Origin of the sequence: Daejeonella sp. (genome assembly GCF_030684675.1) — a bacterium.
Lineage (GTDB): Bacteria > Bacteroidota > Bacteroidia > Sphingobacteriales > Sphingobacteriaceae > Daejeonella.
In genome coordinates this window covers 85,746-101,638 of record NZ_JAUXXZ010000050.1, presented here as the reverse complement: position 1 = coordinate 101,638, position 15,893 = coordinate 85,746, and the positions used below count along the sequence as shown (strand labels likewise).

General features: G+C 40.8%; 10 protein-coding genes. 1 reads left to right on the top strand and 9 read right to left on the bottom strand.

Features of this window, described 5'->3' with window-relative positions; all coding sequences use genetic code 11:
• Positions 1 to 7: 7 nt before the first annotated feature.
• The 6 genes from Q8M41_RS10675 to Q8M41_RS10650 form a co-directional block, all read right to left on the bottom strand.
• Complete coding sequence (locus tag Q8M41_RS10675; RefSeq protein WP_370870476.1) at positions 8 to 2,110, bottom strand: SurA N-terminal domain-containing protein; 2,103 nt, start codon at positions 2,108 to 2,110, stop codon at positions 8 to 10.
• Positions 2,111 to 2,730: 620 nt separating this feature from the next.
• A complete protein-coding gene (locus Q8M41_RS10670) occupies positions 2,731 to 3,666 on the bottom strand; it encodes a hypothetical protein (RefSeq protein ID WP_305365258.1) in 936 nt (311 codons plus the stop codon).
• Positions 3,667 to 3,711: 45 nt separating this feature from the next.
• The gene (locus Q8M41_RS10665; RefSeq protein ID WP_305365257.1) at positions 3,712 to 4,896 is read right to left on the bottom strand and encodes a M20 family metallopeptidase; all 1,185 of its coding nucleotides are present in this window, start codon (positions 4,894 to 4,896) and stop codon (positions 3,712 to 3,714) included.
• On the bottom strand, positions 4,896 to 5,300 hold the full coding sequence (locus Q8M41_RS10660; RefSeq protein ID WP_305365256.1) for an SPOR domain-containing protein: 405 nt from the start codon (positions 5,298 to 5,300) through the stop codon (positions 4,896 to 4,898). Before Q8M41_RS10660 ends, Q8M41_RS10665 begins: the two co-directional genes overlap by 1 nt.
• Before the next feature lie 4 nt (positions 5,301 to 5,304).
• Positions 5,305 to 8,607 carry a preprotein translocase subunit SecA gene (gene secA / locus Q8M41_RS10655; RefSeq protein WP_305365255.1) on the bottom strand — a complete coding sequence of 1,101 codons (3,303 nt, stop codon included), beginning with the start codon at positions 8,605 to 8,607 and terminating at the stop codon, positions 5,305 to 5,307.
• 702 nt (positions 8,608 to 9,309) lie between these two features.
• Positions 9,310 to 10,194, bottom strand: coding sequence for a transglutaminase-like domain-containing protein (locus Q8M41_RS10650; RefSeq protein WP_305365254.1), 885 nt, complete (start codon positions 10,192 to 10,194; stop codon positions 9,310 to 9,312).
• 116 nt (positions 10,195 to 10,310) lie between these two features.
• Here Q8M41_RS10650 and Q8M41_RS10645 point away from each other — a divergent pair, with 116 nt between their 5' ends.
• On the top strand, positions 10,311 to 11,063 hold the full coding sequence (locus Q8M41_RS10645; RefSeq protein ID WP_305365253.1) for an O-methyltransferase: 753 nt from the start codon (positions 10,311 to 10,313) through the stop codon (positions 11,061 to 11,063).
• 325 nt (positions 11,064 to 11,388) lie between these two features.
• Here Q8M41_RS10645 and Q8M41_RS10640 read toward each other — a convergent pair whose 3' ends face one another.
• The 3 genes from Q8M41_RS10640 to Q8M41_RS10630 all read right to left on the bottom strand — a co-directional run bounded on the left by Q8M41_RS10640 (position 11,389) and on the right by Q8M41_RS10630 (position 15,882).
• Positions 11,389 to 12,972, bottom strand: a complete 1,584-nt coding sequence (locus tag Q8M41_RS10640; RefSeq protein WP_305365252.1) for an amidohydrolase family protein — start codon at positions 12,970 to 12,972, stop codon at positions 11,389 to 11,391.
• 31 nt (positions 12,973 to 13,003) lie between these two features.
• Entirely contained in the window at positions 13,004 to 14,275 is a 1,272-nt protein-coding gene (locus Q8M41_RS10635) for a serine hydrolase (protein WP_305365251.1), read from the bottom strand.
• 104 nt (positions 14,276 to 14,379) lie between these two features.
• Entirely contained in the window at positions 14,380 to 15,882 is a 1,503-nt protein-coding gene (locus Q8M41_RS10630) for a serine hydrolase (protein WP_305365250.1), read from the bottom strand.
• Positions 15,883 to 15,893 lie beyond the last annotated feature (11 nt).

The window sequence follows — 15,893 nt, the reverse complement described above, 5'->3', positions numbered from 1 at the left end:
TTAGCTATTAAAAGAATTTAACGCGGTTATCCTTGATCTTAGAGTTATCACGTAAAGCCTTGAATGCTTCACCTGATGCACGCTGTGCCAAGCCCTGAGATACCTGAACCTTTTGTTTAAAGGCATTGGTAAGGGGTGCGGGTTTACTAAAGCCGTTTACAATGAAAACGTAAACTCCCTGATCACCTTCAATTGGCTTTGATAATTTACCTGGCTGTGACCCAAAAAGAGTTCCAACAAGCACATTTTCCTGTGAAAGTCCTGGAATTACCGGGTTTGCGAACACAATATTCTGTACCGGGGTTACCGCTCTGCCAACTTTTTGAGCGACCTGATCAATCGATTTAGATCCGGCCAGCGCCTTTTCCATTTTCTCAATCAGCATTCTCGCTTTTACCTGTTTCATTACCATTGGCTCAATATCCTTCTTAACCTGATCAAGAGGAAGTGTTCCTTCTTTAAATATATCGACCACCCTGGCTACCGCAAACTTACTGCCCATTTCAAATACCTGATTTGAAACATCACCCTTATCGGCACCAAATACCCATCTTACCATCTCACGCGGACTATCCAATCCCGGAATGGAAGATTGAGTAGCTATCACATTATCGGCAAGTGATTTAACATAACCTGCTTTTTTAGCTTCTGCATCAAATGTTTCAGCATTTTTTGCAAGAGTCAGGAAACCTGTTGCTTTTGAATAGGCTTCCTGTTGAGTTTTATTACTCGCTGAAAAAGATTTATCTACAATAGCTACTTTAGCTACTCTGGAAGAACCAATTTGAGCATTGATTTTAATTACGTGAACACCGAACTGGGTGGTGATTACTTTAAGATCACCGGTATTGCCATTGAAAACAGCTTCCTCAAATGCAGGTACCATAGCACCTCTTGCAAACGTACCAAGATCACCGCCTGAATCTTTTGAAGCATCAGTTCCAAATTTAGCCGCAAGCTTCGCAAAGCTGCCTCCTCTTGCAATTACGCCTCTGATTGAGTCTGCTTTTGCTTTTGCTTTGTCAATTCCGCCTTCAGTAGCAGGATTTAATAAAATATGACTTGCCTTTACTGAATCAGGACCAACCTTAAGATCCAGAACTTTTACCATTTTGTAAACTCCTCCGGAGAACAAAGGGCCAATAAATGCTCCGTTTGAAGCACTGAATACCGCTGAATCAAGTGCAGGCTCCAATTGCCCTTTACGAACATAGGTAATCGGCATTTTAGTTTCAGCATTGATACTGACAAATAATGAGTCGTTAGTAGCAACCCTGAATTCGGCAGCGGTTTTTGCAACCATCGCTTTTATATCTGCAGAATCAGCTTTAGAAGGGTTCGCATCGAAAACGATGTATTCAAATGAACGCTTCTCTAAAGGATTCTTAAATTTGTATTTATTCTCATTATAATAATCAGAATAATCCTGATCGGTCAGTTTTACCTGATTATCCGGAAGAGAACTGTATTCCAGATTTACAAAACTAAAATTCGCGAGCTTATTACGCTGATCGTAATCTTCCCTTGCCTCAAGAGAGGTAACGTAAAGACTATTTCTGATCAGATTGGTGTACTTCTGTGCCAGTTTATTCTCACGAATATTTAGCAAAAAGGCAGTCCACTGCTGACTAACCGGACTTGATGCAGGCTGAGACTTTACATTCTCAAGGAATGCATTTAACTGCATTCTGTTCAACTGACCGGTTTGAGGATCTCCAAAGTTCTGAAGGATCTGAGGATCAGGATTTTTCCCAGACACAAGATCGTTCAACTCGTTCTTACTAACCTGCAAACCTAAACGGCTCATTTCCTTGCTCATCAAAATCTGTGAAACCGATTGATTCCATGTATTTTCAATGATGTAAGAGGTCATTTGAGGATCAAGATTACTCTGACCCATCTGTTGTTTGAAGTTGTTTGTGTTCTGCTCTACCTTCTCATTGAATTCCAGAATAGAGATGGCATTACCATCAACTTCTCCAACTTCAGTCTGATTTCCCTGCATAAACGATCCGCCCATTTGTACTGCGTCGCTTACTAAAAATGCAATAATTGCAAAACCAATAGCCCCAACGATGATTATCCCTGCACGGTTCCGCAAAAAACTCATTATTCCCATATCCGTATTTTTTTTCTAATATAATTTTAAAAGAGGGCGCAAGATACAAATTTTGGAAAATAAACAATAGCTTAATTTGAGGAAGAAATAAAGGAGCAAAATGCTTGTGCGCCAATGGCTTTGAGCGCCCTGAATTTTATTGAAACATTCACCTAAAAGAATAATGCTGATTTGGGTATCCCGTTTGTCCTGTAAAAATTAAGCTTCTTGTCAAATGTGCTAGCTGTAAATTAAAACGGGACATTTATAACGTTTTTAAAAGCATGCCACCTGTTTTATCAAATTATAGGAATTAGGGGGGAGGAATAGAATTTAATAACTGATCACCTCCCCCTGCCAACACACAAGGCCTAACGCGCCCCCCTCTTGAGGGGGATAGCATGGTGCCAGGGGAATTTCATTGAAGTGGGGATTTTTTCTTTAAGTAGTATACCTAGGCATCCAGTGTCCCCCGCCCGAGGGGGAATTAAAGGGGGAGGAGGAGAAGACCCTGAATTCGTCAGGATCGTAATCCTTAAATTAGGACATTGAGCGAAGGCTGAAACTTCCTAACTCTCATGAAATTCCATTTCAAGCTTTCTTCGGACACTAGTGTTTTAAGAATCAACACATTATTTATACCCCTTATGCAGGATCAGGAAACTAGCCCGTTCTTCCCGTTTAAAGGGTATATCCCAATTGCCCTGATAGCTGATCTTGGTTGGCAATAAGGTTTTGTCTTCACCAAAATATCCCAGTTCGATATTCATCTGAACATCAAAATCAAAAGCCATATTTCCATATTTCATGTCTACATAACGTCCGAGAATTTGAAAATTACGCATATCAAAGATCGTGACCAGTTCCTTAATCATCATGCCACCTTCAGTCCAACCCGACAAATCCGGCTTAAGAGCTACCTTAAAACGGTAAACAGGAATAGAATCAAGATAGGTCCCTCTGTAAAAGGTATAATCGTAATACTGCCTCATATTTGGGGTGAAAATCTGAGTTTTATTGCCAATGAAAGGTACACCTTTGATTGGCCTCCCCGGACTAAAGATCAGGGTTTTTAACTTGTCTTTGTACGATTCATTACTTTCACCCTTTGTTCCTGATATCGGTGCAGAAGGAACAAAATCAGAATTATAGGCATTCATGAAGATATAATCGAACATCTCAACCGTGTAAAGGGAATATTTTCCATTTCGTTTGTAGACATTACCGTCATCCCTCTTTTCAAGGATCTCCATTTTGTAGGGTCCGGTATTGTTATGGTAGATTTTGCGATAGATTTTACCTTCAACTGCATTCGCTTTATTGTAGGTAAAAATGCGGTTCTCAGCATTAAAGCTGTATTTCTTCATATTACGAAAGGCCGCATAAAAGCTGGTATCATTAATGATTTCATTAATAAAAGTCTCAGCAGTAAGGCGTGTTGAAGTAATCGTGATAGCCGAATCGATGGTGACAGTAAGTACTGTATCCGGATTAAAACGCGGAATTTTCTGAGCCAAACCTATACTGCAAACACTCAACAGGCTCAGTAATAAATATATTTTCTTCATGGTAATTTCAAAAAAGCATATCCATCTTTAAAGAAGTATATGATATTAGTTTCCCAACTGCTTCAGGGCAATGTATGCCATCAGGCCGGTACTTAATTTGAGCGATTCTTCATCCACATCAAATGTCGGTGTATGAACCGAAGAGGTTATCCCACGCTCTTTATTGCCTGTACCTAATCTGTAGAAACAGGCATCAGAAACTTGTGAATAATAAGCAAAATCCTCTGCCGCCATCCAGATATCCAGATCCAAAACGTTTTCTTTTCCTAAATAGTCTTCGGCATAGGCACGAACCTCTGCTGTCAGTTTTTCTTCATTGATGAGAAATGGATATCCACGAACAATATTAAAATCACAACTTCCACCCATAGCTTCAGCAATACCTTCGGCCATTTTCTTCATTTTCGCATGAGCTCTGGCTCTCCAGTCTTCATCCATTGTACGGAAAGTTCCTTCAAGATAAACCTCATTTGGAATCACATTCGTAGCACCATTCGCAATAACCTTACCGAAGGATAGTACCGATGGCGTTTTGGGATCTGCAACCCGGCTGATGATTTGCTGTAAGGCAACAATAATATGTGAAGTAATCAGCACGGGATCGATATTTTGCTGAGGCTGCGCTCCATGTCCACCTTTTCCATGAACAGTAACATAGATCTCATCGGTTGAAGCCATGTATTTCCCTGAACGGAAGCCAACTTGTCCTGCCTCGATCAAAGGCATTACGTGCTGTCCAATCACTGCATCAGGTTTCGGATTTTCAAGAACCCCTTCCTCGATCATCATACTTGCACCGCCGGGTAATTTTTCTTCGGCAGGTTGAAAGATCAGTTTTATGGTTCCTCCAAACTCATTTTTTAGTTCAGTAAGGATCTTTGCCGTTCCCAGAAGAGAAGATGTATGTGCATCATGCCCGCAAGCATGCATCACACCCGAATTCTTTGATTTATAAGGAACCTCATTCGCCTCAACGATCGGCAAAGCATCCATATCAGCCCGAAGGGCAACAACCGCATCAGAAGGTTTCTCTCCTTTGATCATCGCTACTAAACCCGTATTCGCCATCTTTTGATACTTAATTCCAAGTTCATCAAGCTTCTGCGCTACATAAGCTGAAGTCTGATATTCATGGAAAGAAAGTTCAGGATTGGCATGTAAATGCCGGCGGTTCTCAACCACATTGGCGTGAATCTCTTTTGCAAGAAGGCTAATCTTATCTTTTAACATTATTTAAGAATTATCATTTCAGAAAAAATGAACATGGAGGTATAGTATTTCTTTAGCTCATTCATCAATTTTTCGGCTTCCAGCCGGGTTCGGAAATCCCCAACTCTCAGCTTGTAGTTTGGCTGGGTATAACTGATATAGGTATTAATACCGGTATACCTGGCTTTAAATTTTGCCTGTTCGGAATAGGCAACCTGCCGATCTAAACCTGAAAAAATCTGCACCCTGAAACCTGATAAAGTCACATTGTTACCTGTAAGGCCTGCCCTGTTCAATTCCAGGCGACGTGCGATCAGGCTATCAATTTGCGGATCTTTTGTAACCAGAACCTTGCCCTTTTCCTGAGCTGCAAGCTGATGGACGCACATAATAAGAATAAATCCGATGAGGCTTTTCCAATGCATTCTTTTAATCGGCTCCTACTCCATGACAGTTTTTGTACTTTTTACCGCTTCCGCAAGGACAAGGATCATTCCTGCCAATCTTTTGTTCCACCCTAATTGGTTGATTCTTTGTCAGTTCTCTGGTATCATCAACTGGCATGCCACCCACAGACTGATTAAGTTCAGGTTTTGAAACCTTTAGTTTGCTCAGATCCTGGCGTGGCTGAGGACGTGCCTCACGTACCTGATCAGGATCCTGGGAAGGAATATTTCCCTTGAAAAGGAAGCTGACGATATCTTTATTAACGGTTGCAAGCATCTGTTTGAACATGTTAAATGCTTCCATTTTATACACTATCAGAGGATCCTTCTGCTCATAAACTGCATTCTGTACCGACTGCTTCAATTCATCCATCTCACGCAGGTGCTCTTTCCAGGCATCGTCGATAAGGGCAAGTACCACACTCTTTTCGAAGGCCTTAAATACCTCATAACCCTTGCTTTCAACAGCTTTTTTGAGGTTAGTTGCTACCTGAACTGAACGTATTCCATCAGAAAAAGGAACGACAATATTTTCAATCTGGTCACCACGCTCTTTAAAAACATCTCTTAAAACCGGAAGCGTTTGGTTTGCAATAGCTTCGAGTTTACGGTGATAGAAGTCATTGATCTTTTCAAAAACTTCGTCGGTAAGTGTATGAATATTACTTGCCGCAAATTGTTTCTCTGTAAGTTCAGGATCTACCGAGAAAATACGGATTACTTCCATCTGGAAGCCTTCAAAATTGCCCTGATCCTTGTACTCGGAAACAACATCCTCAACTACATCAAAAATGGTATTGTTCAGATCAACATCAAGACGCTCTCCAAATAATGCATTCTTACGTTTTGCATAAACTACCGAACGCTGTGAGTTCATCACATCATCATACTCGAGTAATCTCTTACGAACGCCGAAGTTGTTTTCCTCTACCTTACGTTGTGCGCGCTCAATGGATTTGGTTATCATTGAATGCTGAATTACTTCGCCTTCTTCAATTCCCATTCTGACCATGATATTGGATATCCGCTCAGAACCAAATAAACGCATCAGGTTATCTTCCAGAGATACAAAGAACTGACTGGAACCCGGATCACCCTGACGACCTGCACGACCACGTAACTGTCTGTCGACACGACGTGACTCATGGCGTTCGGTACCAACAATCGCTAAACCTCCTGCATCCTTAACACCCGGGCCAAGCTTGATATCCGTACCACGACCCGCCATATTGGTGGCAATGGTAACTGTTCCTGCCTGTCCGGCTTCTGCTACGATATCCGCTTCCTTCTGGTGAAGTTTCGCGTTCAAAACGTTATGCTTTATGCCTCTTAGCTTAAGCATCCTGCTCAGTAATTCGGAAATCTCAACTGATGTTGTACCTACCAGTACCGGTCTACCGGCCTCTGTTAATCTTGTAATTTCATCCGCAACGGCATTGTATTTCTCACGAACGGTACGATAAACCATATCTTCATGATCCTTACGCTGAGCAGTCACATTGGTTGGAATTTCAACAACATCCAATTTATAGATCTGCCAAAGCTCGCCCGCCTCTGTTACAGCCGTTCCGGTCATCCCACATAGTTTATGGTACATCCTGAAGAAGTTTTGCAGAGTAATGGTTGCATAGGTTTGGGTTGCATCCTCAACCTTAACATTCTCTTTAGCCTCGATCGCCTGATGTAGTCCGTCAGAATAACGGCGGCCATCCATGATACGACCTGTTTGCTCATCAACCAACTTAATCTTACCCTCATCAACGATATATTCTACATCAATCTCAAAGAGGGTGTAAGCCTTGAGCAATTGATTAACAGAGTGTATACGCTCAGATTTTATAGAGAAATCACGCATTAAAGTGTCTTTCTTCTCGATTTTTTCTTCGGTAGATAGCGAAGATTTTTCAAGATCAGCGATCTCAGTACCAACATCCGGCATCACAAAGAAGCTCTGATCCTCTCCTGAGGCAGTGATCAGTTCAATACCTTTTTCGGTCAATTCAACCTGGTTATTTTTTTCATCGATCACAAAGAAAAGCTCAGCATCTGCCTTTGGCATCTCCTTGTTCTGATTTTCCATGTGATAATTTTCTGACCTGGTAAGAACCTGCTTCATTCCAGGCTCACTCAGAAATTTGATTAAAGCCTTGCTTTTTGGCAAACCACGATGGGCTCTCAAAAGGGCTAAACCACCCTCCGTCGGACCAGTGTGTCCTTCATTAATCAGTTTTTTGGCTTCATTGAGAACACCGTTAATGAAATTTTTCTGGGCAGTTACCAGACGTTCAATGCGGGGTTTCAATTCATAGAATTCATGTTCATCACCTCTTGGAATCGGACCTGAAATGATCAAGGGAGTTCTGGCATCATCGATCAATACCGAGTCAACCTCATCCACCATTGCAAAATGCAGTTTACGCTGAACCAGGCTTTCCGGATTCAGTGTCATATTGTCACGCAGGTAATCGAAACCAAATTCGTTATTGGTACCAAAAGTGATATCAGCCAGATAGGCTTTGCGGCGTTCTTCAGAATTTGGCTGATGTTTATCGATACAATCAACGGTTAAACCGTGAAATTCAAATAATGGGCCGTTCCATTCAGAGTCACGTCGTGCCAGGTAATCATTCACCGTTACGATATGAACACCTTGTCCCGATAGTGCATTCAGGTAGGCAGGCAGGGTTCCGACAAGGGTTTTACCCTCACCCGTTGCCATCTCGGCAATTTTCCCCTGATGAAGTACAATACCACCAATCAACTGAACATCATAATGAATCATGTTCCAGGTCACTTCAGTCCCGGCAGCAAGCCATGTGTTGTGGTGAATAGCCTTATCGCCCTGAATCACAACATTTTTCTTACGGGCTGCTAACTCTCTGTCGGCCTGTGTAGCCGTTACTTCTATTGTTGTGTTCTCGGTGAAGCGTCGTGCAGTATCTTTCATAACTGCAAATGCCTCTGGTAATATTTCCATCAGGACTTTTTCCAGTTCCTTATCACGATCCTTCTGCATCTTATCCAACTGATCATAAAGTGCCGTCTTTTCATTAATTGGCAGATCTTCAGATTCTGCTTTGGTCTTCACAACCGCAATCTCTTTATCAATTTCTTCAAGAAATGCCTGAATACGAGCCTTAAAATCTATTGTTCTTTGCCTTAATTCATCATTGCTAAGGGAATGCAATTTGGCATATTCCTCTTTAGTTTTTTCAACCAGTGGTTGAATCAGCTTTATATCACGATTTGATTTACTACCGAAAAGTTTACTTAAAAGTGCTAACATGTGTATGTGAAATATTGAAATTCAATTTATACAAGAATTGCGCCACTACCTTTTTATGGTCAGTTTGGCATAATTCAGGGGGCAAAATTACGATTATTAATGAGAAAAAAGGCCTTGAAGATTCTGCCATAAGCAAGCAGCCCGGTATGCATAGATTTTCAAAAACACAGATTCGAGCTACTCCAAAATATACGTCAGGTTGTTTTATGAGTGCTGCTGTAGCAAATAAACAGTTTAACATTTTTATAGAATTCAAAACCCCCTTAAAAAGCACCTATTATCGTGATTTCACTATAAAATCTTGTTGAATTACTGTTTAAATTGCCTTATTTTCTCTTGTTTTAGAAAGCGGGGTTTGTGCCTCTTCGGTCCTGCCAATTCCGTGTTTTGCCCTAGTTTTTGCAGGAGATTTAATAAATATCATGAAAATCAGCATTGCAAAAAAGCTGCCACCCCTTAGGTTTATTTCAAATGGCAGATAGTCCTTTTGCCGGGCTGCCCGTCCCAATGAAAAATAGCATCGGGTAAAATAAACCTTACCGGAGGAAATAGCTTCCGGCTGTTTCCCTGTGGTTGGTGTTATCACCGACCACTTGATAATTATAACCTTATTTTTTACCCTTGATTTATATCTGATCTCAAGTTAATTTACCCGTAAACTGTCTTGAATCCTGGTTCCTGGTTCTTGGCTCTTTTTGACTCTTATTTCGGTTCCGGGAAAATTGAAAGCAATTCTTCCAATTCTGCTACTTTTTCAACTGCCGATAGCTTTTCATAAGCACTGATCAGGTTTCTGAGCACCCGCTGGATAATTTCAGTATTGCTGCAAGGCTCATAAAAATGGTTAAGCGGTTTCAGGTTCAGTTGTTTTAGGAATGCATCCACATCTTTCCGGCCAAAAATAAAGCCCTTGTTAAAGGCATTGATATAAAACAGGATGCTGTTCTCAAATACATTTTGAGATACCTGAAAATCTTCTGTTGGATTTTCATCTACATAAGCCAGTATGAAATGCTGTGGCAGATTTACTCCATAGATTGGGATATCCAGTTTTTGAGCTATGATTGAATAGATTACTGCGAGCAGGATCTGGTTTCCCTTTTTACTTTCAAGCACCTGGCTCAAATAAGAATTTTGCGGATCCTGATGGTTGGTAGTATTTCCTGAAAAGCCATAAGCTCCATAGAAGATGTGATTGATTAATTTTACTTTCTCAACCGCACTCATTTCATAGATCATCTGCATCCAGATGTCGCGCTTAATATCCTCAATCTGATTAATGATTTTTTGTTCATCGAGATCAGGGTACTGATATTTATTGATGATAAGCATTCCCTGCAGGAGGTCAAAGGAGCCACCAATATGCCACAATTCAAGCTCTCGTTTAACATTCTGGAATTGAATTCTATGGACAAGGTTTTCTATCCTTTCCTGCAGAATGGTATCCAGCGACTGAGACCAGGCATTCTCCAGAAACCCAATAACCTCGTTACCATAGGATAATAATTTATCCTCCACATGACGTGATATCTCAGTGTCCGGATCGTCAAGTAATTTAATAAGTGATTCTACTTCCTTCTCATTCATTGCTATTTACAAATTTACGCAAAAATGTATTTGTTCTTTTGGATTACTGGCGGTCAACTTCTTCTATCTCAAATCTCATATCTCACATCTCAAATCTGCAAACTATCTTTAACCCTATGATGAAGCTCTCATTGGCAATTAGTTTCCTGAAACACCAGTTTAAGGCTAAAACCCGTCATGGAGTTCATTCCCCTTTTGTATACCGGCTTCTTGATGAGGTTATTTACGATTTTCGTGCCAAAACAGTTTATCAGGAAATAGAACAATTAAGAAATGATTTAGAGCAGAATAAACGGTGTATAGGCAATGCTGAGCCTGCTGCAGTATCGCATTTGGCAATGAAAGTCTCAAAACCTGCCAAACTCGTTCAACTTCTTTATCGGCTTGTAGCAGATCTAAAGCCCGGAACTATTATCGAATTGGGTACATCTCTCGGAATTACTACCGCCTATCTTGCAAAAGCAGCTCCGGAGGCAAGGCTTGTCAGTATAATGGAAAATTCTGAAGCCTTAAGCATCACAGAGAAGAATCTTAAAACACTAAATATCCGCAACGTAGAACTACTCTCCGGAAATTCGGATGACTTATTACCAAAACTCCTTGAAGGAATTCCTGAACTTGATTTTATTCTCATTGATGGAAATCATTCCAAAGTTTCTATTCTTAACTATTTTAAATGCTGTTTACCCAAAATGAGCAATCATTCGATGATGGTCTTCAAGGATATTTACCAGAACAGGGAGATGAAATCCGCCTGGCAAGAAATTAAATCCCATCCGGAAGTTAGCGTTACAATTGATTTGTTTTGGATAGGATTGGTCTTTGTCAGAAGAGCACAGAGAAAGGAGGATTTTTTTATTCGGTTTTAGATTGTTTCAAATCGGAAAGAAATGGAGGATGTGGTATCACAAAATGTGATGCCTTCTAAACAGCATTTTGGGGACTCTTTTCCCTATGCATTTAATGAAACAGATCGTCTTTACTCACTAGTGTCTGGGGAAAGCTTGAAATGAAATTTCATGAGAGTTAGGAGATTCCCTGGAACCTCATTTTGCTTATCCTATAATTTTGATAAAACGGGGGACATGCTTTTAAAACGTTAATAAATTCCCATTTTAATTTATAGCTAACGCAGTTGACTAGAAGTTTAATTTTAACCGGAAAACAGTGATTTTACCTCTCAATTCTCAACTCTCAATTCTTAACAAGTGCCGGCCCATAAAGCGCTTTCCCGCTTTTCGTTCCCAAATGCTTCTCATTTTCAACTACCAGTTCACCGTTTACAATCACATATTTAAATCCTTTGGAATAGGCATGAGGTTTCAGGAAAGTGGCCATATCATTTACTTCTGACTCACTGAAGATTACAATATCTGCAGCATAGTTGGGTAATAGTAATCCGCGATCACTAAGTCCAAATTTTTGTGCTGCCAGAGAAGTCATCCTCCTGATTGCATCCTCCATTGTAATTACTTTTTCATCCCTGACGTATTTACCTAATACCCTTGCATTAGTACCATAGCCACGGGGATGCGGCATTCCTCTTCCGGGTACAGGCACTCCTGCGTCTGCTCCGAACATGCTGAAAGGATATTTCATGATGTTCTTCACATCAACTTCATTCATGCTGTTATAAACCATTTGGGCACCACCCTTTTCAACCATGTCCATAATGGTTTCTGCTTCAAACCTTGCCTTGGCTTTTCTGCCCATCAGTTTATTGATCTCTGAAATGTTCTTACCATTCATGCTGGTGTCCGATGGATAGTTGGCTACCACGGCATAACTGTAATTCGGGAATTTATAGCCGGCAAGTTGTGCCAGCATTTCCTTTTTAATCTGAGCACGGATTACCGGATTATTCAACCTTGCTTTCAATGAATCATTTCCACCTGCAAAAGCCCAGTCGGGTAAACGGATTCCGAGATTGGTGCTGCTCGCGGTGTATGGATATTGATCTATGGTCACATCCCAGCCATTTTCCCTTGCCTCTTTAACCAAATTCAGGGTGACATCTGATTTACCCCAGTTTGATCTTCCGCCAATCTTGAAGTGTGAAATCTGAACCGGAATATTTGCCTCTTTGCCGATATTGATCGCTTCATTTACAGCTTCAACAGCCTGATTTTCTTCATTGCGGATGTGGGAAGCATAAACTCCTTTATTCTTTGCGGCAGCTTTTGCCAATGAGATTACTTCTTCGGTTTCAGCAAAGGTTCCGGGAATATAGATCAATCCGGTGGAGAGACCCACAGCACCTTCTTTCATAGCCTGATCTACCAGAGCATCCATTTTTTGTTGCTCCTGCATTGTAGGTTTACGGTTATCACGGTTCATCACCTGGGCGCGAACCGTATTATGCCCAATCAGACTTGCAACATTGATCGAAGGACGAACCTTGTTGACTTCCTGTAAGAAGCTCCCGATATTATCTGCAGATCCACCACAATTGCCGGTAACCACTGTAGTTACACCATCGAAAATGTAGTTGTTTGCGGTTGGTGTAGTTATGATTCCGCCCTCAATATGGCCATGAACATCAATAAATCCTGGTGCTACCAGTAATCCTTTCGCATCAATAGTTCTGCTTGCCCGGATATCAGTAATGTATCCTGTTTTGATGATTTTACCATCTTTTACAGCAACATCACCATAATACCAGGAGTTTCCGGTACCATCATATATTTTTCCATTCCGTATGATAAGATCTGCGGTAAGCTGAGCTTTTACCAATAAGGAGCTTAGTATTATTCCGGCAAGCAAGAGTATTTTCTTCATGTTTAATATTTGAATCAGAGTAAAGCCAATATCAATCGTTAATAGCCTGATAAGTTAATGCCCTGAATTTTTCTACTACTTCATTATGTGATCTTGCCTGCAATTGGCGGAAGAACAGGTAAACCATTTTTTCTTTTGGATCAACCCAATACGAAGTTGCAAAAGCTCCACCCCAGTTAAATGTCCCAACCTGTGCAGGTGCACTGCCACTGTTTTGATCAGTAACAACCCCGAATCCCAGTCCGAATGTTCCACCCGCATAGGGTACACCTTCGATCTGATTAGTAGTCATCATTCTTACCGTGTTCCGGCCTAATAATCTTTTGCCATTGTAAACGCCATTATTCAAAAGCATCTGAAGAAAGATACCATAATCATAAATTGTAGAGCTTAAACCTGCACCTCCTGAATAGTAAGTATGTGGTACCAATGGATAATTCGTGGTAGCAACACTGTTTAACATACCTGCATTGGCTTTCACTAATTTACCCTGAGGAGTTTCAGTATAAAGGTTTACCAAACGATTTGCTTTGGCCTGAGGCAGGTTGAAATAGGTATCTTTCATTCCCAGAGGTTCGAAAATCCGGGTTCTGAAAAATTCCTCCAGACTGACGCCGGATATAACTTCAACCAAACAACCCAAAACATCTGTATTAAGTCCGTAAGTGAATTTTTCACCCGGCTGGTGCATTAATGGCATTTCACCCAGACGGCTCATTGCCGAAAGTAAGGTCCTGTCTTTTACACCCAAACCTGCTGTGATATTGCTCTTTGCATAGATTGCATTTGCTTCTTTTGAACCAATTTGTGCATAACCAAGTCCTGAAGTATGAGTGAGGAGATCCTTGATGGTAACTTCTCTTTTTGCAGGGACTGTAGTATAGGTCGTATCTGCAGGATTAAAGTTAACCATGACACCTTGTTTTTTAAACGAAGGAATATATAATGAAACTGGATCGGTAAGCAATAACTTTCCTTCATCAAACAGCATCATGATGGCTACACTGGTGATTGCCTTGGTTTGTGATGCAATTCTGAAAATACCATCTTTTTGAAGTGGGGCTTTGGTATCCAGATCATTATAACCATTGGCTTTATAATAAGCGATTTTACCATCTCGGATTATCAATGCAGCTCCTCCGTTCATATATCCTTTCTCCACCCATTCATTCATTGCATTATCAAGTCTTTTTAAACGCTCAGATGAGAAACCTGCGGCTTCAGGTGTTGAATTCATGATAGTCTGGCTAAAGCCTGTGATACTTACAGAACAGACCAGGAGAAGGATTAATAATTTTTTCATGTGATTAATTATGGGTTAATTTTTAGCGGTTTAATGTTGGATAATGAATGGTAAATTATGAAAATAGAATTCAGAATACAAAACTTCGATAGGATTTTCAATTCTTATTTCACCCGAACAAATTCAGTAAGCGGATCTCCGAAAGGGCGGGTACTGATGCAGTCGATTTCTCCCTTATCATTTGTCAGAAAACTGATCCGCATATCCGGAAAACCTCTTCCATCATCCATCGTAATAAACTGATCGTAATGCCAGTGATGCAGGGTAGCATTTAGACTTCTGTACTGAAGCTGCAGATCATTGTTTTTTAGTCCGATAAGAATCTCACCATATACCGGGTGACTGAACCTGCCTGTGTAGGCCAATGCCAGATGAGATGGAAGGGTGTTCTTAACCTGTGAAGCATTGATTTCATCCACAGTCTTTTTGTTTCTTTCCTGAGCCTCCAGATAGTCTTTTCTATATCTCGCACTCCAGTCTGTGATTTCCCTGTTCTGCAGGATGTCGATAAGTGGCAGATTCATCACCGAACGAAGGGAACCTGCTGATACGGCATTGTGAACAATAAATAACGCGATACTATCTTTTGGCAGATAGCTTAAATTAGAATAGAATCCATCAATTGATCCTGTATGACTGATCATTTTGGTGCCTTTATAGCTTTGGAGAGAACGCCCCATCGAATAAATGGCATTGGATAGTTCATCATATCTGCCTCTTTTGTCGGAAATAGCATTTGGGATCTTGGTCTCCTCAACTGCAGATGCTGCAATAACCTGCTTTCCTTTAAATTTTCCACCATTAACCTGCAGAATGAGCCATTTGCTCATATCTACCATACTGGAATAGATATTACCGGCCGGTGCAAGTAATTCTGATTGAGCAAGAAATGTACGGGCTGTGAGTTTACCTGTACCCTCTGCTTCAAAATAGGACAGGGAATGATTATCCGGTCGTGATCCTACCCCGGTAAATCCACTTGAATTCATTTCCAGAGGCTTAAAAATGCGTTCCTGCACGTTCTCTTCCCAGCTTTTGCCGCTTACCGCTTCAATTGCTAGTCCGGCCAAAGTATACATGTTATTATTATAAATATACCCCTCCCTGAAACCAAGGCTTGGCTTCATAAAGGATATTTTGCTTAAGAGTTCTTTTCTTTTAAATGATGCATTCAACCAGATTCCATCGTAAGACGGAAGGCCGGTTCGGTGACTTAGCAAATCCCGCATGCTTACTTTGAAATTTAATTCAGGGTTATAAAAATTAACTTCAGGTAAATACTGCTTTACAGGTGCATCCAGACTTAATTTGCCTTCATAAGCAAGCTGTGTTGCCAGTGTTGCTGTAAAAAGCTTGGTGTTTGAGGCAATTGGAAATAGGGTTGTTTCTGTGGCCGGAATTTTGTTTTCCAGATCCCTGAAGCCATATCCTTTGGCATATAACACCTGATCTTTGCGGACAATAATCAAAGCAAGACCCGGAATATTCCAGTCGGAAAGCAAAGCATTTACATAAGTATCAATCTTTGCAGCTTTTTCCTCAAATCCTTTGTTCTGGGCTGAAACGACCAGGGGAAGCAGTAGTAGTATTGAGAGTATTTTTTTCACTTTATAAAGAT

Bases quoted from the DNA above. Each gene is read 5' to 3' on its own strand.
- Q8M41_RS10635 (WP_305365251.1), bottom strand. From the start codon at position 14,275: ATGAAAAAATTATTAATCCTTCTCCTGGTCTGTTCTGTAAGTATCACA.
- Q8M41_RS10665 (WP_305365257.1), bottom strand. From the start codon at position 4,896: ATGTTAAAAGATAAGATTAGCCTTCTTGCAAAAGAGATTCACGCCAAT.
- Q8M41_RS10660 (WP_305365256.1), bottom strand. From the start codon at position 5,300: ATGCATTGGAAAAGCCTCATCGGATTTATTCTTATTATGTGCGTCCAT.
- Q8M41_RS10645 (WP_305365253.1), top strand. From the start codon at position 10,311: ATGATGAAGCTCTCATTGGCAATTAGTTTCCTGAAACACCAGTTTAAG.
- Q8M41_RS10675 (WP_370870476.1), bottom strand. From the start codon at position 2,110: ATGAGTTTTTTGCGGAACCGTGCAGGGATAATCATCGTTGGGGCTATT.
- Q8M41_RS10650 (WP_305365254.1), bottom strand. From the start codon at position 10,194: ATGAATGAGAAGGAAGTAGAATCACTTATTAAATTACTTGACGATCCG.
- Q8M41_RS10640 (WP_305365252.1), bottom strand. From the start codon at position 12,972: ATGAAGAAAATACTCTTGCTTGCCGGAATAATACTAAGCTCCTTATTG.
- Q8M41_RS10670 (WP_305365258.1), bottom strand. From the start codon at position 3,666: ATGAAGAAAATATATTTATTACTGAGCCTGTTGAGTGTTTGCAGTATA.
- secA (WP_305365255.1), bottom strand. From the start codon at position 8,607: ATGTTAGCACTTTTAAGTAAACTTTTCGGTAGTAAATCAAATCGTGAT.